Source organism: Pseudomonas sp. RIT-PI-r, assembly GCF_001297015.1.
Lineage (GTDB): Bacteria > Pseudomonadota > Gammaproteobacteria > Pseudomonadales > Pseudomonadaceae > Aquipseudomonas.
In genome coordinates, this window is the sequence record NZ_LIGE01000025.1 from 455205 (window position 1) to 480849 (window position 25645).

The window sequence follows — 25645 nt, forward strand, 5'->3', positions numbered from 1 at the left end:
TTGGTGTTTCCTGAAACCGGTTTCAATGACGTTTCAAACACTCCAACAACAAGAAAGTTGCCGCCACGATGAACGACTTCTCCACCGCCCAACGCAGCCGCGTGACCATGCTCGACGTCGCCGAGCGCGCCGGGGTCTCGAAGGCCAGCGTCTCGCGCTTCATCGGCGATGACCGCGCCCTGCTCTCTGATGCCATCGCCCTGCGCATCGAGCAAGCCATCAGCGAACTCGGCTACCGCCCCAACCAAATGGCGCGCGGCCTGAAACGCGGGCGCACGCGCCTGATCGGCATGCTGGTGGCCGATATCCGTAACCCTTATTCAATTGCCGTGATGCACGGGGTGGAAACCGCCTGCCGGGCGCACGGCTACAGCCTGGTGGTATGCAACACCGACCGCGATGACGAGCAGGAGCGCCAGCACTTGGCCCTATTGCGTTCGTACAACATCGAAGGACTGATCGTGAACACCCTGGGCCATCACCGTGACGAGTTGCACGAACTGCGTCGCGAGATGCCGCTGGTGCTGGTCGATCGCAAGGTCGACGGTCTCGACAGCGACATGGTCGGGCTGAACAACCCGCTAGCTGTGGAGATGGCGCTGATGCATCTGGAGCAGCGCGGTTATCGCAATCTGGTGCTGGTGACTGAACCCTATGACGGCACCAGTTCGCGGATCGAGCGGGTCAGCAGTTTTCAGGCACAGATTGCTCAGCGCTCGGCGCTGACTGGGGTGGTGCTGGAAACCGGCGATGAGCTGGGCGCACAACTGCAAACCTTTTTAAATACGCCCGGTGCCGGACCAAAAGCGTTGTTCTGCGCCAATGGCGTGGCAGCGCTGGCCGCAACGACTGCGTTGCGCCAGATGGGTTGCCGGTTGTTCGAGGATGTCGGGTTCATCGCCCTGGATGATCTGGATTGGTATCCGTTGGTGGGCAGCGGGATTACCGCACTGGCTCAGCCGACGGCAGAGATTGGTGCGCGGGCGTTTGAGTGTTTGCTCAAGCGTTTGCGTGGGGATGATGAGGTGGCGCGGGTGGTGGATTTTGCGCCGGTGCTGGTTGAGCGTGGGTCAACCTTGGGGATTAGCGTTGTTTGAGCTGACCTATCGCGAGCAGGCTCACTCCTACATTTGGAATGCGTTCCCCTGTAGGAGTGAGCCTGCTCGCGATAGCGTCGGAAAGGACAATACAGAACACCTGATATTTTTTTGAACAAAAATGAAACCGGTTTCAGAGGTCAATAACAATGAATAAACCCGACGTTTCCATCAGTCTGTCCAGCTACGGCGCCGAGCTTGTGCGTCAGCGTGGACAAGCTTCATTCATCGATATCCTGGCTGCCGCCGGGGCCAATCGCATCGAGTGGCGCGAAGAATTGCTGACGCGCGAAGACCCTGCGCAACTGGCCGAGGCCACTCAGGCGCAGGGCCTGCAGAGCATCTATTCCTCGCCCACCGAACTGTGGCTGGCCGGTCAGGCACCACCGAATCCCGAATTGATTACCGCCCTGCAACAGGCCGAAGCGTTCGGTTCGAAATGGCTGAAAGTCTCCCTCGGCTACTTCACCGACAATAACGATCTGCAAGCCTTGGCCGAGCGTTTGCAGCACAGCCCCGTGCAGTTGCTGGTGGAAAACGACCAAACCTTGCATGGCGGGCGTATCGAACCGTTTCAACGCTTCTTCAACGCTGTCGAGCAGCACAACCTGCCGATCAAGATGACTTTCGACATCGGCCACTGGCAGGGGCAGGACCCGTCCGCCCCCAGCGCCGCCCGCCTGCTCGGGCGGCATGTCGGCTATGTGCACTGCAAAGCCGTGGCCCGTCGCGCCGACGGCAAACTGGTCGCGGTGCCGCCTGCCGTCAGTGACCTGCATCTGTGGGAACAACTGCTGCGGCACATGGCCCAAGGCGTTATGCGCGCCGCCGAATATCCGTTGCAGGGCGAGGATCTGTTGCAACTGACCAGCGAACACGTCGCCGCCCTCGCCCGCCTCGGCCAATCGCGTCTGGAGCCTGCTCATGTCTGAGATCGATATTCTTTCGTTCGGCGAAACCATGGCGATGCTGGTCGCTGAGCAGACCGGAGATCTGGCAACGGTCGAGCACTTCCACAAGCGCATCGCCGGGGCCGACAGCAATGTCGCCATCGGCCTTTCGCGCCTGGGTTTCAACGTCGCGTGGCTGAGTCGGGTTGGCAATGATTCGCTTGGGCGCTTTGTGGTCGAGACGTTGATTAAAGAAGGCCTGGACTGCAGTCATGTCGATGTCGATAAACAGCACCCGACCGGTTTCCAGTTCAAATCCCGCAACGACGATGGTAGCGATCCGCAGGTCGAATATTTCCGGCGCGGTTCGGCGGCCAGTCATCTGTCACCGCAGTCGATTACCGCCAACCTGCTGAGCGCGCGACACCTGCCCGCCACCGGCATTCCGCCAGCGCTGTCGGCCTCAGCGCGAGAGATGTCTTTCGAACTGATGACGCGCATGCGCAGCGCCGGTCGCAGCGTGTCGTTCGATCCCAACCTGCGCCCAAGCCTGTGGGCCAGCGAGCGCGAAATGATCCGCGAGATCAACCGCCTCGCCGCCCTCGCCCATTGGGTGTTGCCGGGATTGAGCGAAGGCCGCTTGCTCACCGGGCTTGAAGACCCGGCGGACATTGCGGCGTTTTATCTGGATCAAGGTGCGGAAGCGGTGGCGATCAAACTCGGGCCGGAAGGCGCCTACTACCGCACTCATCAGGCTCAGGGTTTTGTCGCCGGGGTGCCGGTGGCGAAGGTGGTCGACACGGTGGGCGCCGGTGATGGTTTTGCCGTGGGAATGATCAGCGCCTTGCTGGAACACCAGAGCTTTGCCGAGGCGGTGCAGCGGGCGAACTGGATTGGCAGTCGTGCGGTGCAGAGTCGCGGGGATATGGAGGGCCTTCCAACCCGGGCTGAACTATTTACCGAATTCGAAGACGCCAATCGCGAGCAGGCTCACTCCTACATTTGAAATGCGTTCTCCTGTAGGAGTGAGCCTGCTCGCGATGAGGCCCTGAGAGACAACCGATTTATTGAACCTGCTGCGACAAAAACAACAAGCTCAGGAGCAACACCCATGAAAACCGCAACCCTCGCCACCCGCCGCTGGTGGTACATCATGCCGATTGTGTTCATCACCTACAGCCTGGCGTATCTTGATCGCGCCAACTATGGCTTCGCTGCCGCGTCCGGTATGGCCGCCGACTTGATGATCACTCCGGGACTGTCGTCGCTGCTCGGCGCGCTGTTCTTTCTCGGTTACTTTTTCTTCCAGGTACCCGGTGCGATCTACGCACAAAAACACAGTGTGAAAAAGCTGATTTTCGTCAGCCTGATCCTCTGGGGCGGCCTCGCCACATTGACCGGCGTGGTCTCCAACGCTTATTGGCTGATCGTCATCCGTTTCATGCTCGGCGTGGTTGAAGCAGCAGTGATGCCAGCGATGCTGGTGTATCTGTGCCACTGGTTTACCCGTGCTGAACGCTCGCGTGCCAACACCTTTCTGATCCTCGGCAACCCGGTAACGATGCTGTGGATGTCAGTGGTCTCGGGGTACCTGGTGCAGCATTTCAGCTGGCGCTGGATGTTCATCATCGAAGGTTTGCCGGCGGTGCTGTGGGCGTTTATCTGGTGGCGTCTGGCCGATGATCGTCCGTCCCAGGCGAAGTGGCTGAGCGATGAGGAAAAGCACGACCTGGAAAGTGCCTTGGCTGCCGAGCAGGTCGGTATCAAAGCCGTGAAGAACTACGCCGAGGCGTTCCGTTCGCCGAAGGTGATCATTCTGGCGCTGCAGTTTTTCTGCTGGAGCATCGGCGTCTATGGCTTTGTCTTGTGGCTGCCGTCGATCCTCAAGGCCGGCGCGCAAATGGACATGATCGAGGCTGGCTGGCTGTCGGCGCTGCCGTATCTGGCGGCGGTGATCGGCATGCTCGCCGTGTCGTGGGGCTCGGACAAACTGCAAAAGCGCAAACGCTTTGTCTGGCCACCGCTGTTGATTGCATCCATTGCCTTTTACGGCTCCTACGCCTTGGGCGCTGAACACTTCTGGTGGTCATACACGCTATTGGTGATTGCCGGCGCCTGCATGTACGCGCCTTATGGACCGTTCTTTGCGATCGTCCCGGAGATTCTCCCTGCCAACGTGGCCGGTGGCGCGATGGCGCTGATCAACAGCATGGGCGCGCTCGGTTCATTTGGCGGCTCGTATCTGGTCGGTTACCTGAACAGTTCGACCGGTTCGCCCGGCGCTTCGTACCTGTTGATGAGCGGCGCGTTGCTGCTGTCGGTGGTGCTGACCATGTTCCTCAAGCCCGGCGCCAGTGATCGCGTCGTTGCCAAAGCCGTCGCCACGCGTGCCGTGCCGGCGCATTCCTGAAGAGATTTTTGTCATGAAAAAACAAGTCGTGTTGTACAAGAAACTGTCGCCAGCGCTGATGGCGCGTCTACAGGAACAGTGCGAGGTCGCGCTGATCGAAAGCCTCGACGCCGACGGCCTCATGCAACTGCGTGACGCCCTGCCCCGCGCTCACGGCCTGCTCGGTGCCAGCCTGAAACTGGATGCCGCGTTACTCGATCTGGCGCCGCAGCTTGAGGCCATCGCCAGCGTCTCGGTCGGCGTCGACAACTACGACATCGATTACTTGACGCAGCGCAAGATCCTTCTCACCAACACGCCGGATGTACTCACCGAGACCACCGCCGACACCGGTTTCGCCCTGATCCTCGCCGCCGCCCGGCGTGTGGTCGAGTTGGCGAACATGGTGCGTAGCGGTCAATGGAGCCGCAACATCGGCCCGGCGCATTTCGGCACCGATGTGCATGGCAAGACGCTGGGGATCATCGGCATGGGGCGCATCGGCGAGGCGTTGGCGCAGCGTGGCCATTTCGGTTTTGGCATGCCGGTGCTCTATCACAGTCAGTCGCGCAAGCCGGCGGTCGAGGCGCGGTTTGATGCGCAATATCGTAGTCTTGAGGATCTGCTTCAGCAGGCCGATTTCATTTGTCTGACCTTGCCGCTGACCGCGCAGACTGAAGGTTTGATCGGGGCAGAGCAGTTTGCGTTGATGCGCCCGCAAAGCATCTTTATCAATATTTCCCGGGGCAAAGTGGTGGATGAGGCGGCGATGATCGAAGCCTTGCGCAATAACCGCATACGCGCGGCCGGGCTGGATGTGTTTGAGCGTGAGCCGTTGCAGCATGACTCACCGTTGTTGCAGTTGAACAACGTCGTGGCGACGCCGCACATGGGTTCGGCGACGCATGAAACGCGCGAGGCGATGGCGCGGTGTGCGGTGGAGAATCTGTTGGCGGCGTTGAGTGGGGAAAAACCGGCGAATCTGGTGAATCCATTGGCCTGGCAGGGCTGAGATTTTTATTGCCTGATCTGGCCCCATCGCTGGCAAGCCAGCTCCCACAGGATTTTCGAGCGGACACAAATATCATGTCCACCTCAAATCACTGTGGGAGCTGGCTTGCCAGCGATGGGGCCAATGCAGGCAACACAAAACCATCAAGCACTACGCGCCCGTAAAAGCTGCGCCGCACAGAGAGCAATCCGCGCACAGGCATCCGCCAGTTTCACCCGATCCACCACCAGGCCGATACGAATATGCCCCGCCGCACTCGGCCCGAACGCCTCTCCCGCCAACACTGAAACCCCATATCCCTCCAGCAGCCGCTCGGCGAATGCCTGGGCGCCGAGCCCGGTCTGGCGTATATCGACCATCACGAACATGCCGCCATCGGGACGGATCGGGTACAACCCCGGACACCCCTGCAAACGCTCGCACACCAGGTCACGACGCAGCCGATACTCCTCGCGCATCTGCGTCACTTCCGGCAGATACGAGGCCAGCGCAACTTCCGCCGCTTTCTGCACAAAATCCGGCAGCCCAAAGAGCATGCTCAGCGACAGATTGACCAAATGCTCGGCCAACGATTTCGGCCCGATCATCCAGCCGATGCGCCATCCGGTCATGGCGTGGGATTTTGACAGGCTGTTGATGGTCGCCGTGCGTTCAGCCATACCCGGCAAACTCGCCGGGCTGACGTGCTGACCTTCATAAAGCAGTTCGCTGTAGACCTCGTCGCTGATCAGCCACAAATCATGCCGCACGCACAGCGCCGCCAGTTCCTGCCAGATCAACAGCGACAGGCTGGCGCCAGAGGGATTGTTCGGACTGTTGAGCAGCATGGCGCGGGTCCTCGGCGTGATACGTGCCGCGACATCCGCCGGATCGACGCGAAAACCATTTTCCGGCCGTACCGGCACTGGCACGACCGTCGCGCCACACGCCCCAAACACACCTTCGTAAGTGACGTACATCGGCTCGGCGACGATCACCTCATCGCCCGGATCGAGCAGACATTGCGCCACCGAATACACCGCGCATTGCGCACCGGGCATGACGATCACATGGTCGGCATCGACCGCCTGACCACTGTGCCGCCGATGGCGTTCGGCAATCAACTTGCGCAATGCCAGCCGACCACGGACTTCGGAGTAATGCGTGTCGCCCGCCAACAGGCTGTCGATGGCGCCGTGAATGATCGGCAGCGGTGTATCGAAATCCGGATCGCCCACACTCAACAACAGAACATCAACGCCCTCGGCGCGCAACTCCAGCGCTCGATCGTGAATCTGCCAGGCAGCGGCTCCTTCCCCGGCGATTCGTTGGGTCAAGGCTGAATAGCGCATGCACGTCTCCTGATGGCGCGGTCTCCAGTCTTCACCCTATCTCAAATCACAAAACGCGCCACCATGGCATTCAAATCTACCGCCAGACGCGACAGTTCATGGGTGGCGGCGCTGGTCTGGTTGGCCCCGGCAGCCGATTGCGTGGCCAGGTCACGAATGTTGACCAGGTTGCGATCGACCTCACGCGACACTTGCGCCTGCTCTTCCGAAGCACTGGCGATGACCAGATTGCGCTCGTTGATCTGATGAATCGACTGGGTAATCTGCTCCAGCGCGACGCCGGCCGCACGGGCCATTTCCAGGGTGGACTGGGTGCGTTGGTTGCTCTGTTGCATCGACGAAACCGCTTCGCCGGTGCCGTTTTGAATGCCGGCGACCATTTTTTCGATTTCCTGGGTCGACTGCGCGGTGCGATGGGCCAGCGCGCGTACTTCGTCCGCAACCACGGCAAAACCACGACCGGCCTCACCGGCACGCGCGGCTTCGATCGCGGCGTTGAGTGCGAGCAGGTTGGTCTGCTCGGCGATGGCGCGGATCACGTCGAGCACTTTGCCGATGTCACGACCTTGCGCAGCGAGGCCTTCGATCATTTGCGCGGTGTTCTGCACGTCATGGGTCATGGTCTGGATTGCGTCGACGGTTTTCACCACTTGATCGCGACCCTCGCGCGCGGCGTGGGTCGATTGGTTCGACGCTTCTGAAGTCGACACCGCATTGCGTGCAACTTCTTCGACGGCAGCGGTCATCTCGTTGACGGCGGTGGCGGCTTGTTCGATCTCGTTGTTTTGCTGCTGCAGGCCACGGGAGGCTTCTTCGGTCACGGCGCTGAGCTCTTCGGCAGCGGCGCCCAGTTGCGTGGCGGAACCGGCGATCTGTTCGATGGTTTTGCGCAGGTTGGCCTGCATCGCGGCCAAGGCTTCCAGCAGGCGCGCCGGCTCGTCGTTGCCATCGATTTCGATGACCTTGGTCAGGTTGCCCTCGGCAATGGTGCGCGCAGCGGCGACGGCGCGGTTCAAGGGGGTGACGATGCTGCGGGTCAACAACCAGGCCAGCAGCACCGTGGCCAGCGCGGCAACAATGGCGACGAGGACAATGCCGAAAATCGCACTGTCGTATTTTTCACCGGCCTGCTTCGAAGCGGCTTTAGCGCCAGCGGCGTTGATCGCAATCAGCTTGTTGAGTTGCTGGCCCATTTGGTCGGTGCCGTCCTTGATCCGCGTGTTGATCAGGCTGCGCATCTCATCGATTTTGTCCTGACGTGACAGCTCCATCATTTGGTTCTGCGCTTGCAGGTAGTTGTCCAGCGTGCTGGCGAACGTCTGATACAACGCACGTTCTTCCGCGCCCGCCGGCAGTGCGGCGTAACTGGCCTGGGCACTGCGAACCTTGTCGACCAACGTGGCGATGCGGGTCTGGGCTTCCTGCAAACCGGCCGGTTCGCGATTGACCAGCACGCGGAACGACAGGATGCGCAGACGCAGGACGTTTTCCGTCACCACAGCGAGATGCGTGACGCTGGGCAGTTGCGTCGACTCCATGTCGATCGAAGCCTGGCGGATGATCGACATGCGGTTGACGGCAAACACGCCGAGCACGACCACCAGCAAGGCGATGAAGGCAAAACCGAGGAAGGCACGGGGCGCGATATTCAGGTTACGCAAGGACATGATTGGACTCTCGGAAGATAAAAACTACGAGCGTCCATGCCGTTATCACTGGCCCGCGGGGTGGGCTTCAGTCCGGCGTCACTGTTTTGGGGGTGTGTGCGCGCCTGTTAGCTGTATCGGCCAGGCTTTAGGAAGATTGCGGGGCAAGATCAACTATTTTTCAGGGTGTTACATGAATGAAACACTGCGATTCCAATATTGATGCAGGAACTGCCGAAGGCTGCGATCTTTGGACTTGCTCTAAAAAAAAGATCAAAAGATCGCAGCCTTCGGCAGCTCCTACAGAGGCGGGTCAGTTTTTGCTGGCGAGTCGCCAGACTCGGGCAATGTCGGTAGCGCGCTCGCGCAGCAAGCGTGGTGCTTCTGCGCAGGCCTGCTCCAGCGTCATCGGGCCGCTGGTCAGCGCAAAAGCGGCATCGATGCCGTGGTTGTAGAGTTCCTGATAACCCTCGCCCAAGGTGCCCGCGATCACGATCACCGGCACGTTGTGCTGCTTGGCGATGCGCGCCACACCAAACGGGGTTTTGCCGCGCAAGGTCTGGGCATCGAAGCGGCCTTCGCCGGTGATCACCAGATCCGCGTCTTTAACGGCTTCAGCGAGGCCGACCAGTTCGGCGACCACTTCTACCCCGGCTTTGAATTGCGCGCCGAGAAATGCCTTGGCGGCAAACCCCAAACCACCCGCTGCACCGCAGCCCGGCTCATCGCGCACATCTTTGTCCAGCGCCTCTGCGCACAGGTCGGCGAAGTGCCCCAACGCCTGATCGAGTTGCTGCACCTGCGCCGGCGAAGCGCCTTTTTGCGGGCCGAAAATCGCTGATGCGCCGTGGGGGCCGCACAACGGATTATTCACGTCGGCGGCGATATAAAATCGCACATGCGCCAGACGCGGATCAAGTTCGCTGATGTCCACTCGCGCCAGTTGCGCCAAGGCCAAACCGCCCGGTACCAGCGTCTGATTTTGCGCATCGAGCAATTTCACCCCCAGCGCCTGCATCGTACCGGCGCCGCCATCGTTGGTCGCACTGCCGCCAATCGCCAGAATCACCCGTTGCGCGCCGGCATCCAGCGCCGCACGAATCAGTTCGCCGGTGCCAAATGTGCTGGTGATACAGGCATCACGCTGCCCCGGTGGCACCCGTTGCAAGCCGCTGGCTTCAGCCATTTCGATGATCGCAGTGCAGTTGTGCGGCAACCAGCCCCACGCGGCTTCAACCGGTGCGCCGAGCGGGCCACGCACACGGGTGCGGCGCAACTCGCCTTCGCAGGCCGCGAGAATCGACTCGACCGTGCCTTCACCGCCGTCAGCCATTGGGCATTTGACCAGCGTGGCTTGCGGCCAGACTTGCGCCAGACCCAAAGCAATGGCCTCGGCAACGCCTTGGGCACTCAGGCTGTCCTTGAACGAATCGGGGGCGATGACGATTTTCATGCGAATTCTCCAGTTCCAATGCCCCTCATGCTGCCAGTCGGCATGCGCATTGACGCCGGTCCGCTGCACAAGCGGCGTGGGCGTTTATTGTTCATTTCCACAAAAGACTCTGCGGCGAATGTACCGCCGCCATCGCGAGCAGGCTCACTCCTACAGGGGAATGCATTCCAATTGCAGGAGTGAGCCTGCTAGCGATGGCGTCCTTGGGGACACCGATCAATTCGGGTCGATCTGCGGCAGCAACTGCACCCCAAGATACAGCGCCAACATCCCGTCCAGCCGCAACGGATCAACCCCACTCAACTCGGCAATCCGCTCCATCCGATAGCGCAAACTGTTGCGGTGAATGCCCAACGCATCCGCACACGCCTGACTCTGCCCGTCGTGTTCGCACCAACTGCGCAGCGTCGCCAGCAATTGGCCGTTGCCGTCCTTGGCGATCACCTTGCGCAGCGGCTTGAGCAATTCATCCAGCGCATCGTCATTGCGATGCCGCCACAACATCACCGGCAAGCGATAGCGATTGAGCGTCAGCAAGCGTGAATGCGGTAACACTTCACGGCCATAGGCGAGCAAATCGCCGACCCGTCGATAGCAACGTCGCAGCCCGAGCAAGCCATCCGCCTGGCCGCCGACGGCAATGCGCAAAATGTTCCAGCCCAGACCATCGAGTTTTTCCAGCAGCCGATCATGCTCGACGTTGTGACTCGCTGGCCGACACCAAAGCAGTGACGACTTGGCCGAACTTACGCACCAACTGTCGGGATAGCGCGAGGTCAGCCAGGCACTCAGCGCATCGACGGTTTGTCCCGGCCCATGCTCCAGACCCAGCTCAAACAGGTACGGCACCCGCGTCAATTGCGGCTTGAGCCCCAATTGCTGCGCCTCATCAATCAACCGCGGCGAATCTCCGGCCTCGCTCAACAGCAATGCCAACAGATCGTCGCAGCGCTGCCGCCGCCACTGCTGCTCGGCCTGCTGATTGCGCTGGCCGACGAGCATTTCGGCGGTCATGCGCACCAGCTCAGCGTAAGTGCGCAGTTGCTCCGGCTCGCCAGTGATGCCGAGTACACCGATCAGACGTTGATCGAGCAGCAGCGGCAGGTTGATCCCCGGTTGCACGCCTTTCAAATGCACAGCGGTTTGCGCATCGATTTCCACCACGCGACCGTTGGCCAGCACCAGTTGCGCACCTTCGTGACGCGTGTTGATACGCTCGGGTTCGCCGCTGCCGAGGATCAGACCCTGGCTGTCCATGACGTTGACGTTGTAGGGCAAAATGGCCATGGCCCGGTCGACGATGTCCTGGGCGAGGTCGTGATCGAGTTCAAACATAACGGCGGCAATCCTTATTTTCTGACACTGGCGGTTGTTTACCCCCCCAGGGTCTGGCGGCAAACCCTGTGCTCAGGCACAAAGACAATCCTGCCAAGGTTGGCCGAGACTCTCAGGGCGATCAACGTTACCCTTTGCATCGCAAAAAATCATAATAAAGAGAGAGCCGCTATGTCGCACAGCGCCGCAGCTACCCAGACCATCGACGACGATAAAAATGCCGTTTATAAACGCATCACCCTGCGTTTAATCCCCTTCATCTTCATCTGCTACTTGTTCAACTACCTCGACCGGGTCAACGTTGGATTCGCCAAACTGCAGATGCTCGACGCACTGAAATTCAGCGAAACCGTGTACGGCCTCGGTGCCGGCATCTTCTTCATCGGTTACGTGCTGTGCGGCGTACCAAGCAACCTGGCGTTGACCAGGTTCGGTCCTCGACGCTGGATTGCGTTGATGATGATTACCTGGGGCACACTGTCGACCTGCCTGTTGTTCGTCACCACCCCGACCGAGTTCTACACCCTGCGCCTGTTTACCGGTGCGGCCGAAGCCGGGTTCTTCCCGGGCGTCGTGCTGTATCTCTCGCAATGGTTCCCGACCTTCCGTCGTGGCCGGATCATGGCGCTGTTCATGTCGGCGATCCCGGTATCCGGTTTGCTCGGCAGCCCGTTCTCTGGCTGGATCCTCAATCACTTCGCCGCAGGCCAGGGCGGTCTGGCCGGCTGGCAGTGGATGTTCCTGCTGCAGGGCATTCCGACGGTGGTCCTTGGCGCCCTCGCCTACTTCCTGCTGAGCGACAGCTTCGCCAATGCCAAGTGGCTGACCCCGCACGAGCGCGCGGTGCTTGAAGCGGATCAGGCCGAAGACCTGGCGAACAAGCCGAAAACCACTTCCGATTCGTTGATTGCCGTGTTCAAGAACCCGGCAATCTGGGCATTCGGCCTGATCTACTTCTGTATCCAGAGTGGCGTGTATGCGATCAACTTCTGGCTGCCGTCGATCATCAAGAACCTCGGCTTCAGCGATAACCTGGTGATCGGTTGGTTGAGCGCGATTCCGTATCTGCTGGCGGCGGTGTTCATGCTGGTCGTCGGTCGCTCGGCGGATCTGCGCAAAGAACGTCGCTGGCACTTGGTGGTGCCGATGCTGATGGGCGCGATCGGCCTGGTCATCGCGGTGAACTTTGCGGGCAACCCGGCGATTGCGATTCTCGGCCTGACCATTGCGACCATGGGCGCGCTGACCGGCCTGCCAATGTTCTGGCCAGTGCCGACCGCCATGTTGAGTGCCGGCGCTGCAGCCGGTGGTCTGGCATTGATCAACTCGATGGGGCAGATGGCCGGTTTCCTCAGCCCGTACCTGGTCGGTTGGGTCAAGGACAGCACCGGCTCGACTGATGCGGCGTTGTATCTGCTGGCGGGTGTGATTGTTGGCGGGAGTCTGTTGGCGCTGCGGATGACGCGGACGTTGCGGGCTTAATTACAAGAGCAGGATCAAAAGATCGCAGCCTTCGGCAGCTCCTTCCTTGGAATGTGTTCCTTGTAGGAGCTGCCGCAGGCTGCGATCTTTTTGCGTTTAAACGCCGCAACAATTCACTTTGCGCCCTGTTACGCATCTGTTATTTGTTGAGGTTTCCCACCGACAAAAGGATTTCGGCATGAGCTATCGCACACTGGGGCATTCGGGTTTGCAGGTGTCCACCCTCACCCTCGGCACGATGATGTTCGGCGAGCAGACCAGTACCGAAGAGTCGTTGCGCATCATCGACAAGGCCTGGGATCAGGGCATCAACTTCATCGACACCGCCGACGTATACACCAACGGTCGTTCGGAAGAGATCGTCGGTGAAGCAATAGCCGGCAATCGGCATGAGTGGGTGCTGGCGACCAAGGTCGGGTTCGGCCCGGTGGACGGTGTGCCAAACCGCAGCGGCCTCAGCCGCAAGCATATCTTCAATGGTCTGGACGCCAGCCTGACCCGATTGGGCACCGACTACCTCGACATCTATTACCTGCACCGCGAAGACCACAACACGCCGCTGGAAGTAACCGTTTCGGCGATTGGCGATCTGATTCGCCAAGGCAAGATTCGCTATTGGGGCCTGTCGAACTATCGCGGCTGGCGGATTGCCGAGGTGATTCGTATCGCCGACAAACTGGGCGTCGATCGGCCGGTGATCAGCCAGCCGTTGTACAACATCGTCAACCGTCAGGCCGAGACCGAGCAGATTACCGCCGCGCAAACCTACGGCCTCGGTGTGGTGCCTTACAGCCCGTTGGCCCGTGGCGTGCTCAGTGGCAAGTACGCGCCGGACGTGACACCGGATGCCAACAGCCGCGCCGGGCGTCAGGACAAACGCATTCTGGAAACCGAATGGCGCGTGGAGTCGTTGCGCATTGCCCAGCAAATTCATCAGTACACCGAACAACGTGGCGTCGGAATCGTCGAGTTCGCGATTGCCTGGGTGTTGAACAACAGCGCGGTGACGTCGGCGATTGTCGGGCCGCGTACGGAAGAACAGTGGGATGCGTACACCAAGGCGCAGGCGGTGAAGATCACCGCTGAAGATGAAGCGTTTATCGATTCGCTGGTGACACCGGGGCATGCATCGACACCGGGCTTCAACGATGTCAGTCATTTTGTGTCCGGCCGCAAAACCCACTCAGCCTGACGCCATCCATGTAGGAGCTGCCGCAGGCTGCGATCTTTTGATCTGTTTTTTTTAAAATCAAAAGATCGCAGCCTGCGGCAGCTCCTACAATTGGGGGGTGTACGTGTTGAAAATAATGAGCAGGCGGCCAATATTCAGCACAAAAACCACGTATCCTTCGCGCCCCGTTTGATCACCCACCCGCGAGGACAGTTTGTCTAAAGGTATCGCTTTATCGGTTTCGGCCTCGGTGCTGTTTGCCGTCATGTATTACTACACCTCGCTGCTCACCCCATTGAGCGGCGTGGAAATTTTCGGCTGGCGGATGCTGCTGACGGTGCCGTGCATGACCGTGTTCATGTTGGTCTCTGGCGAGTGGCGACGGGTGCTGGAGCTGGTTCGGCTGATGGCCGCGAAGCCAAAACTGATCGCCGGGCTGATCGTCTCTTCCGCTCTGCTCGGTGTGCAGTTGTGGCTGTTCATGTGGGCACCGCTCAATGGCTATAGCCTCGATGTGTCGCTCGGCTACTTCCTGCTGCCGCTGGCCATGGTGCTGACCGGACGGATCGCCTACGGCGAAAGCCTGTCGTACCTGCAAAAAATCGCGGTGTTCTTCGCTTCGCTGGGTGTATTGAATGAGCTGTATCAGGTTGGCGGATTTTCCTGGGCGACACTGGTGGTCGTGGTCGGCTATCCGCTGTACTTCGTCCTGCGCAAATACCTGAAGACCGATCACCTCGGCGGGCTTTGGGTTGATATGACGCTGATGCTGCCAGTCGCGTATTGGTTCGTGCGTGGGGGTGAGCAAGGTTTGGGCGTGTTCGATCAATACCCGGGGTTGATGTGGCTGATCCCGCTACTGGGTTTGATCAGTGCCTCGGCACTGGTGGTGTACATCATTGCCAGCCGCCTGCTGCCGTTCAGTCTGTTTGGATTGTTGAGTTATGTTGAGCCGGTGCTGTTGCTCGGCGTGGCGCTGCTGCTCGGCGAGAGCATCAAGTCTGGCGAATGGCTGACGTATATTCCGATCTGGATGGCGGTTGTGGTGCTGGTGTTCGAAGGCTTCAAACATCTGATGCGCCAACGCCGTCCTTAAGCCAAACAAAAAAAAATGTAGGAGTGAGCCTGCTCGCGATTGCGGTCATTCAGTCACCAGCATTGCCGGATCTGAAAACGCTATCGCGAGCAGGCTCACTCCTACAGTGTCTATCGGTGTAGCGGATTACTCGGTAGCGAGTACACCGCGACGCACCTGATCACGCTCGATCGATTCGAACAAGGCCTTGAAGTTGCCCTCGCCGAAACCATCGTCACCCTTGCGCTGAATGAACTCGAAGAACACCGGACCCATCAGGGTTTCCGAGAAGATCTGCAGCAGCAAGCGTTTGTCGCCCTGCTCCGACGCGCCATCAAGCAGGATGCCGCGCGATTGCAGTTGATCGACCGGCTCGCCGTGGTTCGGCAGGCGGCCTTCGAGCATTTCGTAGTAGGTGTCCGGCGGTGCGGTCATGAAGCGCATGCCGATTTTCTTCAGTTGATCCCAGGTCTTGATCAGGTCGTCGGTGAGGAATGCAACGTGCTGGATGCCCTCGCCGTTGAACTGCATCAGGAACTCTTCGATCTGACCTGCGCCCTTGGACGATTCTTCGTTCAGCGGGATGCGGATCATGCCATCCGGCGCGGTCATCGCTTTCGAGGTCAGGCCGGTGTACTCGCCTTTGATGTCGAAGTAGCGGATTTCGCGGAAGTTGAACAGCTTCTCGTAGAAGTTCGCCCAGTAGGCCATGCGACCGCGATACACGTTGTGCGTCAGGTGATCGATGATTTTCAGACCAGCGCCAACCGGATTGCGATCAACGCCTTCGATAAACACGAAGTCGATGTCATAGATCGAACTGCCTTCGCCGAAACGGTCGATCAGGTACAGCGGCGCGCCACCAATGCCTTTGATCGCTGGCAGGTTCAGCTCCATCGGGCCGGTTTCGATGTGGATCGGCTGAGCGCCGAGTTCCAGTGCGCGGTTATAGGCCTTTTGCGAATCCTTGACGCGGAACGCCATGCCGCAAACGGACGGGCCATGCTCGGCGGCGAAGTACGAAGCGACGCTGTTCGGTTCGTTGTTGAGGATCAGGTTGATCGCGCCCTGGCGATACAGGTGCACGTTCTTCGAGCGGTGGGTGGCGACTTTGGTGAAGCCCATGATCTCGAAGATCGGCTCCAGGGTGCCCGGCACCGGCGATGCGAGCTCGATGAATTCAAAGCCCATCAGGCCCATTGGGTTTTCGTATAAATCTGTCATGGTGACGCCTCATCATTCTTATCAAATTAACCAGGGTTATTTGTCAGTCATGCGAGGTTGGTGGGTGGCGCGCAGGAGATGCCACGCACACTGCGGGCGAGGAAGTCACCGTAGATCAGTTGAAACCCGAATATCTTCATTGTCGACCCAAGGCTCTTGCGGGCGAGGCTTCTGCTGCCAGAAGACGATTATTATTGTATGCGTAACCCGATTCTACACAGCGTAAATAGGCTTGTCTGCTCTCTCTATAAAATCCGCTTTTTTGCCGACGGCGCAAGGGGTTTGTTGCACAGATAAATGCCCGCCAGGATCAACGCACCGCCCAGATACATGGCTAGCGTCAGATGCTCACCGAGCAGCAGCGCGCCCAGCAACACGGCAGTCAAAGGGCTCAAGGCGATAAACACCCCTGACCGCGTCGCGCCGATTTTGCGAATGCCGTCGTAGTAACCGATGTACGCCAGCGCCGAACCGCACACGCCTAAATAGACAAGACTCAACCACTGCGTCACGCCCAGGTCGAGCAACGCCGTCCAGCTCAGTTCGCCGCGCACCGCCGCCAGCGTCCACAGCATCAGCGTGCCGAGCAGGATCGAGTACGTCACGGTCTGCACCGGCCCGAGCGCCTGATTGAGACTGCGGGAAAACAACGAATACACCCCCCAGCCCAGCACGCAACCGAGGATCAGTACGTCACCGATCCAGGCGTCGGGCGTTGCTGCCAGCAGTTGTGGATTGCGGCTGACGATTACCGCGCCAGCACCGCCAATGCACGCCACGATGCCAATGACTTTCACGCGTGCCAGACGTTCTTTGAACAACAACCACGACGCGAGGCCGATCACCGCGGGATTCAACGAAACGATCAATGAAGCACGCGAGGCGTTGATGTACTGCAAGCCATAAAAGAAACACACGTTGTAGAAGAAAATCCCGAAGAACCCCAGCAATGCCAGTTGCAGCCATTGCCGTGGCGCAGGCCGTGCCAACGGAATTCGCGCCAGCCACAGAAATCCGAGCAACGCTGCGCTGGCAAGCAGGAAGCGCAGGCTGGCGGCGAACATCGGGCTGAGGCTACCAGCGAGAAAACGCCCGGCGACAAAAGTCCCGCCCCATACCATGGTGACTGCCGCCAACGTCAGATAGACCGGCATGTCGGTGGTTGTCGGTTGGGTTTGCTGAAGATTATGCATAAGGCTTGAATCCGGGTAACTGAAGGATGGCGTATGATCCATCTCATTCCTGTTCATCGTAAAATGAGTAAATACTCATGACTCTCACACAGTTGGAAATCTTCTCGCTGGTTGCCGAGCTGCGCGGATTTACCTTGGCCGCCCATCGTTTGGGCATTTCCCAGTCAGCGGTGTCGCACGCGCTGAAATCACTGGAGCAGGAACTGGGCGTCGAACTGCTGCGTCGGCATCAGTCACAAGTAGCGCTCAGCGATATCGGCGAACAGTTGTTGCTGCGTGCCCGGGCCATGCTGGGTCTGGCCAACACGTTGCGTCAGGAGGCTGCCGATGCCCGTGGCATGAAGCGCGGCACTTTACGCATCGGTTCATTCGGCCCGACTTCCTCGGTCAAGCTGTTGCCGGCGATATTGCAGCGCTATCGCGACGCCTATCCAGGCATCGAAGTGCATATGGATGAAGGACCCGATCGACAGGTGATCCAGTGGCTGGAAGAGCGGCGGATCGACATCGGTTTCGTGGTACTGCCTGAAGAGCGCTTCGACACCTTTGCCGTGATCGAAGACCAGATGGTTGCCCTGCTGCCGCTTGACCATCGCTTGGCGACGCGCTCGACGGTGAACCTCAGGGAGCTGTGCGACGACCCATTCGTGCTTACAGAAGCGGGATCTTCGGAGCTGGTGTCGCGACTGTTCAGCGCTGCTCGCCTGCAACCGAATATCCGTTTTCGCTGCTCGCAACTGCTCAGCACTCTCGACACGGTCAGTCGTGGCGATGCCATCACCGTCGTCGCTGAAAGCTCGCTACCGCAGGCGCAGAATCCACGGTATGTGAAAGTTGCGCTGTCGCCGCAAGTCAAACGCCAGGTCGGCCTCGCCGTCCTTGATCAGCGCCAGGCCTCACCGGCCACACTGGCCTTTATCGAGTTGGCCACGCGGATAAATCATCCCTGAGCGGCGCAAGCGGCATCTGCCATCTATCCTCCCCGATGGCTCAACTGTTTTTCAGCAGCGCGCCATTCTCCAGCCTGCATTCAAGAGTCCCCTTCATCGCGACAGGATGCGCCCATGCCATTGACCGTCAGACCTCGCCGAAAACGCAGCACCCGCCTCGTCGTGACCCTGCTCAGCGGCCTGCTTCCAGTGGCGCTCGGCGGTGTGATTCTCTACATGCAGGCCGAGCGCACTTTGCAGCAGAGCACCCGGCAGACCGCCACCGAGGCGCTGCGCCAGTTCGAGTTGATGCTCGACAACACTGCGCAGGCGGCCAAAGACCTACTGCCACTGGCCGGAAAAACCTGCGAAGAGGTGAAACTGGCGTTGCGCGAGCAGGTCACTCGCCGACCGTTTGTACGCTCGACCAATCTGGTCTGGGACAACAATCTCTATTGCAGTTCGCTGTTCGGTGACTACAAGGAAGCGGTCAACTCCGGCGATTACCACGAGGGCAAGTTGTGGCTTATGAACGGCAACCCGGTGACGCCCGATACCGCGCTGCTGGTTTACCGCTTGGGTGAGGGTCGTGGCGGCGCATTGACCACGCTTGACGGTTATCACTTGAGCAACATTCTGCGCTTGATTGGCCGGCAAACCCTGTTGCTGCTGCAGGTCGGCGACAACTGGCTGTCCGCCGACGGCAAAGTGCACCAAGGCAGCCTTCCCGCGCTGCCGATTGCACAAAGCATGCTGCAGTCGTCGCGCTATGCCTTCAGTGTCGCCGCCGGTTACCCGCAAGGCGAAACGTGGCGTTACATGGCGGACGAATATCCGCCGCTGTTCAGCTTGTTGATGTTCTTTGGAATAGTCTCCGGTGCGATTGGTCATGTCTTGCAAAAACGCTCGACGTCTCCCAGCCATGAAATGCTCCGTGCGCTGGAAGCTGGCGAGTTCATCCCCTACTTCCAGCCCGTCGTGCACGGCGACAGCAAAAAATGGTCTGGCGCAGAGGTGCTGATGCGATGGGATCATCCCAAAGAAGGCCTGGTACGCCCGGACCTGTTCATTCCGTTTGCCGAACACTCCGGATTGATCGTGCCGATGACCCGTTCGTTGATGCAGCAGACCGCCGCCGTACTGGGGCCACTGTCATCAAGCTTCGCCACGCCCTTCCACCTCGGCATCAACATCACCGCAAGTCATTGTCGGGACCTGGAACTGGTTGACGAATGCCGCCAGTTTCTCGCAGCGTTCGCGCCTGGCAGCATTAGCCTGATCCTGGAATTGACCGAGCGCCAACTGATTGAACCGACCGACATCACTCACCAACTGTTCGAACAGTTGCATACCTTGGGGGTGAAGATCGCCATCGACGATTTCGGTACCGGCCATTCCAGCCTTGGCTATTTGCGCAAGTTCAATGTCGATTTTCTCAAGATCGACCAGAGTTTCGTTGCCATGATCGGGATCGACGCGCTGTCACGGCATATTCTCGACACGATTATCGAACTCTCGGCCAAGCTTGATCTGGGGATTGTTGCCGAAGGTGTCGAAACTCAAGCGCAGGCGGACTACCTGACCGCGCACCAGGTCAACTTTCTGCAAGGCTATCTCTTCGGAAAACCAATGCCTGCCGCCGACTTCATCAGCGCATTAAGTCAACATTAACTTACTGGCGTTAAGCTTGACACGCCGATCAGGCGCACCAAATTGATACAAAAGACCGCTGTTGTTACATGAAGACAACATCAGGATTTACTCTGGACGCATTAACTACTACAATTTTTTCAACCTGAGCAAAAATTCGCAGGTGAGCCATTTATCACGGAGTCGTTTCAAGGCTCTTGGCTTATAGCTTTGTTTGCGGTTGGTATCAGCCAAACACACTATTGGAGTAAAGATATTGTCCAGACTCGCTGAATTTCGTGCAGCTGAAAAGGCCCTTCAGGAACAGCTCAAGCAGCTGGAATCGCTGAAGAACGATGCCGGGTTGAAGAAAGAAATCGAATTCGAAGAAAAGCTCCAGGGGCTGATGAAAACCTACGGCAAAGGCCTGAAAGACATCATCTCCATTCTCGATCCGAATCCGGCAAAATCCGCTCTGCAAACCTCGGCAGCACCGAAAACCCGCCGCGCACGCGTGGTCAAGGTTTATCAAAACCCGCACACCGGTGAACTGATCGAGACCAAGGGTGGTAACCACCGCGGCCTGAAAGCCTGGAAAGAACAATACGGTGCCGCCACCGTTGATTCCTGGTTGCGCGGTTAATCTCACGCCAACAAAAAAAGCCCTGCTCTATGCAGGGCTTTTTTATTGACAATATCTAACAAATGAAATTAATTTCATCGAGCAAGTTAGGAATAGTCTGTAACGCTGCTGAGAAAAACCTTAAACGTTTCGCCGCGTGATGTTGCCATTCGCGGTCTACGTTTAACTTTGTGCTTAATCCGTTCGGGTATCTAGTCGAGTCACGCATAGAACAGATGACTAAAGTTTCAGGCTGTTTTTTACCGCCACTATTTCATCGGCACTAGCCTTATACACCTCGGCCTGTCCTGCGTAGGAAAGAACATAGGCCTTGTCCACCTCGACTGCGGCGACCAGGGTTTGCGACAACACGTGTCGACCGTTTTCAGTGATCGTGCAAGTCGTCTCCAGCGCGGACAAAGAACCGAGCGTTGCCGGATGGATTTTGTTACAGACACTCTGGTAGCCGTCCTGAAAGAAACCCTTCTGGATGGACTTGCGCATTTCCAGCAGCACGCCCTCCAAGTTGACCTGATGGCCAGTCTCGACCTGCGTCATGGTCAACTCCATCACCATCACCTGATTGCCCTCGGCATCGTTCTTTACCGCCCGTTGCCGGGAAACCTGCGGCGACGCTTGCGGCAGCGCTTCAACCTCCCAGCCTGCAGGCCAGGTGACGTCCGGTGCATCCGCCAGCACGCAAGTTGCGCCAAGGGACAAAGCGGAAAAAACAAACAGGGATTTGAACAGTCGGATCATTGCCAGGCGCACTCGCTAATTGAGCCGTAAAGTCTGAGCCTCGCTCACTTTCAGGGCAAGCCCGCCTTTCATTTGGCGATGCCGGCGGGCATGCGTATCATTGCGCCCATCACTCGCCCATAGTTATTGGAGGGCCCATGAGCCTGCACGAACTGAACACCTTTCCCGGCGTCACCGCCACACCAGACAGCGCAACCCAACACTTTGTCTTCAACCACACCATGTTGCGCGTGAAGGACATCACCAAATCCCTGGACTTCTATACTCGCGTGCTGGGTTTCTCGCTGGTCGAAAAACGTGACTTCGCCGAAGCCGAGTTCAGCCTGTACTTCCTCGCACTGGTCGACAAGGCGCAGATCCCGGCCGACGCCGCTGCACGTACCCAGTGGATGAAATCGATCCCGGGCATTCTCGAACTGACGCACAACCACGGCACCGAGAACGACGCGGACTTCGCTTATCACAACGGAAATACCGATCCACGTGGTTTTGGCCACATCTGCATTTCGGTACCGGATATCGTTGCTGCGTGCGCACGTTTTGAAGAGCTGGGCTGTGATTTCCAGAAGCGCCTGAGCGATGGCCGCATGAAAAGCCTGGCGTTCATCAAGGATCCGGATGGTTACTGGGTCGAGATCATTCAGCCTGCGCCGCTGTAAAGGCTGAAAAGCCCCTCACCCTAACCCTCCCGAAACGTCGGACCGCCCATAGGGAGAGGGGACTGATTGGGGGATATTCAAGAATTCCGCCGACGTGAAAGATCTTTACCGAATCCATAATCGACTCGGTCATTCAAGTCGATGGAAAACGCCAGACACCTCGGTCGGTGCCCTCTCCCTCGGGAGAGGGCTGGGGTGAGGGGCAACGTTTCACACGCAATAAAAAACCCGTGATCACTCACGGGTTTTTCATTTCTGGCCGGACGTTTAAGCCGGGGCCGACGTGCGGATCAAGTGATCAAAAGCACTCAACGAAGCCTTGGCGCCCTCGCCCACCGCAATCACGATCTGCTTGTATGGCACAGTCGTCACGTCACCGGCAGCGAAGATCCCCGGGATCGAAGTCTCGCCACGGTTATCGACAATGATCTCGCCACGCGGCGACAGCTCGATAGTGCCCTTCAGCCAGTCAGTGTTCGGCAGCAAACCGATCTGCACGAAAATCCCTTCGAGCTCGACCGTGCGCAGCTCATCAGTATTGCGATCCTTGTAGCGCAGGCCGTTGACCTTCTCGCCATTACCGGTGACTTCAGTGGTTTGCGCACTGGTGATCACGGTGACGTTCGGCAGGCTGTGCAGCTTACGTTGCAGCACGGCGTCAGCACGCAGCTGCACGTCGAACTCCAGCAGCGTTACGTGGGACACAATACCGGCCAGGTCGATGGCCGCTTCAACGCCGGAGTTACCGCCGCCGATCACCGCCACGCGCTTGCCTTTGAACAGCGGGCCATCGCAGTGCGGGCAGTACGCCACGCCTTTGTTGCGGTAATCCTGCTCGCCCGGCACGTTCATTTCACGCCAGCGCGCACCGGTCGCCAGGATCACGCTCTTGGCTTTGAGGGTTGCGCCGCTGGCGAAGCGCACTTCATGCAATTCGCCGTTCTTGCCAGGGATCAGCTTGTCGGCGCGCTGCAGGTTCATGATGTCGACGTCGTACTGTTTGACGTGTTCTTCCAGCGCCGTGGCCAGTTTCGGCCCTTCGGTTTCCTGCACGGAAATGAAGTTCTCGATGGCCATGGTGTCCAGCACCTGACCGCCGAAACGCTCAGCTGCTACACCGGTGCGGATGCCTTTACGGGCGGCATAGATCGCTGCCGAAGCACCGGCGGGCCCACCGCCGACGACCAATACGTCAAAGGCTTCTTTCGCGCTGATTTTCTCGGCCTGACGCTCGATGGCGCCGGTGTCGAGTTTGGCGAGAATTTCTTCCAGCCCCATGCGGCCCTGACCGAAGTTTTCACCATTGAGGTAGATGCTCGGCACAGCCATGATCTTGCGATCATTGACTTCGTCCTGGAACAGCGCGCCATCGATAGCGACGTGGCGGATATTCGGGTTGAGCACGGCCATCAAGTTCAGCGCCTGGACCACGTCCGGGCAGTTCTGGCAGGACAGCGAGAAGTAAGTCTCGAAGCTGAACTGGCCTTTGAGCGAACGGATCTGCTCGATCACTTCAACACTGGCTTTCGAAGGGTGGCCGCCGACTTGCAGCAAGGCCAGTACCAGCGAAGTGAATTCGTGGCCCATCGGGATGCCGGCGAAACGCAGACTGATGTCCGCGCCCGGGCGGTTGATCGAGAACGATGGCTTGCGCGCGTCGTCACCGCTGTCGATCAAGGTAATCTGGCTCGAAAGACTGGCAACGTCTTTCAGCAGTTCGAGCATTTCACGGGATTTCGCACCGTCGTCGAGGGAAGCAACGATCTCGATCGGCTGGGTGACCCGTTCCAGGTACGATTTCAACTGGGCTTTAAGATTGGCGTCCAACATACGGGCGATTTCCTTTATTTGAGGCGAAAAAAAGCCCGAGCGAATCTCGCCCGGGCATTTTTATTGGGCGGTGCAGCGTACTTAAGAAGGTGCGGCGTACCGCCCTGAGTTGCGTGTCACAGACTTAGATCTTGCCGACCAGGTCCAGGGACGGTGCCAGAGTGGCCTCGCCTTCTTTCCACTTGGCTGGGCAAACTTCGCCTGGGTGAGCAGCAACGTACTGAGCAGCCTTGATCTTGCGCAGCAGCTCGGAAGCGTCACGGCCAACGCCGCCATCGTTCAGTTCAACGATTTTGATCTGGCCTTCAGGGTTGATCACGAAGGTGCCACGGTCAGCCAGGCCAACTTCTTCGATCAGTACGTCGAAGTTGCGGGAGATGGCGTGGGTCGGATCGCCGATCATGGTGTATTCGATTTTGCCGATGGCTGGCGAAGTGTTGTGCCAGGCAGCGTGGGCAAAGTGGGTGTCGGTGGAAACGCTGTAGATCTCTACGCCCAGTTTCTGGAAAGCAGCGTAGTTGTCAGCCAGGTCTTCCAGCTCGGTTGGGCAAACGAAGGTGAAGTCGGCTGGGTAGAAGAACACGACCGACCACTTGCCTTTCAGGTCAGCGTCCGAGACTTGAACGAAGTCGCCGTTTTTGAACGCGGTAGCTTTGAACGGTTTTACTTGGCTGTTGATGATAGGCATTGATGACTCTCCGTCAGTGGTTGTGAATTCGATGGGTGAATCCTACCCACTCACTCGACGGATGGCTCATTGGCAAACCTGATGCTGCTGATTTGTTTTCGCTATTAGCTGACTGTATTAATAGAAGAAAACGATATCTACGACGAAGCCGGGTTATCCGTAATCCGAGCCATCCCCTGGAATGGGCTGGCTTCAACATAGCGCATCGCGGACTTCATATCCTTCCAACCGACGTAACTCATCAGGGATTTCAGATCCCAGCCGCTTTGATGGGCCCAAGTTGCGAAGCCTCGACGCAGGGAATGGCTGGTGTAGTTTTCGGCAGCAATGCCGGCGCGCTGCAAAGCCTGACGCAGCAGAGGAATGATGCTGTTGGCATGCAGACCTTCTTCGTTGAGATTGCCCCAGCGGTCGATGCTGCGAAAAACCGGGCCACGCACCAGCGCGGCTTCGGTGATCCAGTCGATGTAAGCCTGCACCGGGCAGAGCTTGAGCAGCGCCGGGGCTTGATAGGTCTGGCCGAGATTTTCCCGATCGCCCTTGCTGCGTGGCAGGTACAAGGTGATGCCTTTGCCGGCGTGTGCCTGCACGTGCTCGATTTGCAAGCGACATAGTTCATCGCTGCGGAAGCCGCGCCAGAATCCCAGCAGAATCAGTGCGCGATCACGATAAGCCTTGAGCAGTAACGGCCGATCCTGCTGCTCTCTCGCCGTTTGCGCCTCATGCTCCAGCCAATCGATGACGCGCTGCAGATCCTGCAGTTGCAACGGCTCGGCCTGTTTCTCCTGCGCCGGATGCAATGCCCGGATGCCTTTGAAGACTTTGCGCACCACCGGCGCTTTGGTCGGATCGGCAAAGCCCTGACTGTTATGCCATTGCGCCAGCGCTGACAGACGCAGCTTCAACGTATTGATCGACAGCTCGCCGGCGTGAGCCACCAGATATCGCGCCACGCTGTCAGCCGTGGCCGGCAGAAACCCGCCCCACTTCACTTCAAAATGTTCAATGGCTGCGCGATAGCTGCGGCGGGTGTTATCGCGCGTGGCGGCTTGCAGATAGCGATCCAGATCGCTCATGGGCTGTTTTCTCGCTGGCGTACTGAGACAGGGATGCAGAAACGCATTTTGCCGCCTGACACTGGGTAATACCAGTATATCCCGCGTCTTTTTCATCAAAGGTTTACCTTTATTTTCTGGATGGTACACTGCGTACTTTAGTGGCATGTACCACA

The 25645-nt window shown here is 58.6% G+C and carries 22 protein-coding genes; 12 read left to right on the plus strand and 10 right to left on the minus strand.

From position 1 onward, the window contains the following. Positions 1 to 68: 68 nt before the first annotated feature. The 5 genes from AK821_RS13895 (at position 69) to AK821_RS13915 (ending at position 5388) form a co-directional block, all read left to right on the plus strand. Positions 69 to 1097, plus strand: a complete 1029-nt coding sequence (locus AK821_RS13895; RefSeq protein WP_064390203.1) for a LacI family DNA-binding transcriptional regulator — start codon at positions 69 to 71, stop codon at positions 1095 to 1097. A gap of 149 nt (positions 1098 to 1246) precedes the next feature. Then, complete coding sequence (locus tag AK821_RS13900) at positions 1247 to 2029, plus strand: sugar phosphate isomerase/epimerase family protein (RefSeq protein WP_064390204.1); 783 nt, start codon at positions 1247 to 1249, stop codon at positions 2027 to 2029. Further along, positions 2022 to 2993 (plus strand): sugar kinase, encoded by a 972-nt coding sequence (locus tag AK821_RS13905; RefSeq protein ID WP_064390205.1) that lies wholly within the window; start codon positions 2022 to 2024, stop codon positions 2991 to 2993. The genes AK821_RS13900 and AK821_RS13905 overlap by 8 nt, the downstream gene beginning before the upstream one ends. Positions 2994 to 3098: 105 nt before the next feature. Beyond that, positions 3099 to 4397, plus strand: a complete 1299-nt coding sequence (locus AK821_RS13910; protein WP_064390206.1) for an MFS transporter — start codon at positions 3099 to 3101, stop codon at positions 4395 to 4397. A gap of 13 nt (positions 4398 to 4410) precedes the next feature. Continuing rightward, positions 4411 to 5388, plus strand: a complete 978-nt coding sequence (locus AK821_RS13915) for a 2-hydroxyacid dehydrogenase (RefSeq protein ID WP_064390207.1) — start codon at positions 4411 to 4413, stop codon at positions 5386 to 5388. A gap of 143 nt (positions 5389 to 5531) precedes the next feature. Here the strand turns inward: AK821_RS13915 and AK821_RS13920 are convergent, their stop codons facing one another. From AK821_RS13920 to AK821_RS13935, 4 genes are all read right to left on the minus strand, one after another. Continuing rightward, positions 5532 to 6719: a pyridoxal phosphate-dependent aminotransferase gene (locus AK821_RS13920; RefSeq protein WP_064390208.1), complete on the minus strand. Its 1188-nt coding sequence runs from the start codon at positions 6717 to 6719 to the stop codon at positions 5532 to 5534. Positions 6720 to 6760: 41 nt separating this feature from the next. Continuing rightward, positions 6761 to 8386 carry a methyl-accepting chemotaxis protein gene (locus tag AK821_RS13925; protein WP_064390209.1) on the minus strand — a complete coding sequence of 542 codons (1626 nt, stop codon included), beginning with the start codon at positions 8384 to 8386 and terminating at the stop codon, positions 6761 to 6763. A 292-nt stretch (positions 8387 to 8678) separates the two neighbouring features. After that, a complete protein-coding gene (locus AK821_RS13930; protein WP_064390210.1) occupies positions 8679 to 9818 on the minus strand; it encodes a glycerate kinase in 1140 nt (379 codons plus the stop codon). Positions 9819 to 10034: 216 nt separating this feature from the next. Continuing rightward, entirely contained in the window at positions 10035 to 11153 is a 1119-nt protein-coding gene (locus tag AK821_RS13935) for a sugar diacid recognition domain-containing protein (RefSeq protein WP_064390211.1), read from the minus strand. 171 nt (positions 11154 to 11324) lie between these two features. Here AK821_RS13935 and AK821_RS13940 point away from each other — a divergent pair, with 171 nt between their 5' ends. The 3 genes from AK821_RS13940 (at position 11325) to rarD (ending at position 14902) form a co-directional block, all read left to right on the plus strand. Then, the gene (locus tag AK821_RS13940; protein WP_064390212.1) at positions 11325 to 12635 is read left to right on the plus strand and encodes an MFS transporter; all 1311 of its coding nucleotides are present in this window, start codon (positions 11325 to 11327) and stop codon (positions 12633 to 12635) included. A 178-nt stretch (positions 12636 to 12813) separates the two neighbouring features. Next, complete coding sequence (locus tag AK821_RS13945) at positions 12814 to 13827, plus strand: aldo/keto reductase (protein WP_064390213.1); 1014 nt, start codon at positions 12814 to 12816, stop codon at positions 13825 to 13827. Between the two features lie 193 nt (positions 13828 to 14020). Continuing rightward, on the plus strand, positions 14021 to 14902 hold the full coding sequence (gene rarD / locus AK821_RS13950; RefSeq protein WP_064390214.1) for an EamA family transporter RarD: 882 nt from the start codon (positions 14021 to 14023) through the stop codon (positions 14900 to 14902). A 126-nt stretch (positions 14903 to 15028) separates the two neighbouring features. Here rarD and hppD read toward each other — a convergent pair whose 3' ends face one another. Next, complete coding sequence (gene hppD / locus AK821_RS13955) at positions 15029 to 16105, minus strand: 4-hydroxyphenylpyruvate dioxygenase (RefSeq protein WP_016984437.1); 1077 nt, start codon at positions 16103 to 16105, stop codon at positions 15029 to 15031. Positions 16106 to 16350: 245 nt separating this feature from the next. Then, positions 16351 to 17298, minus strand: a complete 948-nt coding sequence (locus AK821_RS13960) for a DMT family transporter (protein ID WP_064390215.1) — start codon at positions 17296 to 17298, stop codon at positions 16351 to 16353. A 77-nt stretch (positions 17299 to 17375) separates the two neighbouring features. Between AK821_RS13960 and AK821_RS13965 the strand changes: the two genes are divergently transcribed. From AK821_RS13965 to AK821_RS13975, 3 genes are all read left to right on the plus strand, one after another. Continuing rightward, positions 17376 to 18248: a LysR family transcriptional regulator gene (locus AK821_RS13965; protein WP_064390216.1), complete on the plus strand. Its 873-nt coding sequence runs from the start codon at positions 17376 to 17378 to the stop codon at positions 18246 to 18248. Positions 18249 to 18362: 114 nt separating this feature from the next. After that, the gene (locus AK821_RS13970; protein WP_064390217.1) at positions 18363 to 19898 is read left to right on the plus strand and encodes an EAL domain-containing protein; all 1536 of its coding nucleotides are present in this window, start codon (positions 18363 to 18365) and stop codon (positions 19896 to 19898) included. A 235-nt stretch (positions 19899 to 20133) separates the two neighbouring features. Then, positions 20134 to 20499 (plus strand): histone-like nucleoid-structuring protein, MvaT/MvaU family, encoded by a 366-nt coding sequence (locus AK821_RS13975; RefSeq protein ID WP_064390218.1) that lies wholly within the window; start codon positions 20134 to 20136, stop codon positions 20497 to 20499. A gap of 219 nt (positions 20500 to 20718) precedes the next feature. Here the strand turns inward: AK821_RS13975 and AK821_RS13980 are convergent, their stop codons facing one another. Next, a complete protein-coding gene (locus AK821_RS13980) occupies positions 20719 to 21237 on the minus strand; it encodes a DUF4946 domain-containing protein (RefSeq protein WP_064390219.1) in 519 nt (172 codons plus the stop codon). Positions 21238 to 21374: 137 nt separating this feature from the next. Here AK821_RS13980 and gloA point away from each other — a divergent pair, with 137 nt between their 5' ends. Then, positions 21375 to 21896 (plus strand): lactoylglutathione lyase, encoded by a 522-nt coding sequence (gene gloA, locus AK821_RS13985; RefSeq protein WP_064390220.1) that lies wholly within the window; start codon positions 21375 to 21377, stop codon positions 21894 to 21896. 267 nt (positions 21897 to 22163) lie between these two features. On the opposite strand, the gene ahpF is transcribed toward gloA, so the two are convergent. The 3 genes from ahpF to AK821_RS14000 all read right to left on the minus strand — a co-directional run bounded on the left by ahpF (position 22164) and on the right by AK821_RS14000 (position 25490). Next, positions 22164 to 23726: an alkyl hydroperoxide reductase subunit F gene (ahpF, locus tag AK821_RS13990; protein WP_064390221.1), complete on the minus strand. Its 1563-nt coding sequence runs from the start codon at positions 23724 to 23726 to the stop codon at positions 22164 to 22166. Positions 23727 to 23850: 124 nt separating this feature from the next. Beyond that, positions 23851 to 24414, minus strand: a complete 564-nt coding sequence (gene ahpC / locus AK821_RS13995) for an alkyl hydroperoxide reductase subunit C (protein WP_007912224.1) — start codon at positions 24412 to 24414, stop codon at positions 23851 to 23853. Between the two features lie 137 nt (positions 24415 to 24551). Continuing rightward, the gene (locus AK821_RS14000; RefSeq protein WP_064390222.1) at positions 24552 to 25490 is read right to left on the minus strand and encodes a site-specific integrase; all 939 of its coding nucleotides are present in this window, start codon (positions 25488 to 25490) and stop codon (positions 24552 to 24554) included. Positions 25491 to 25645 lie beyond the last annotated feature (155 nt).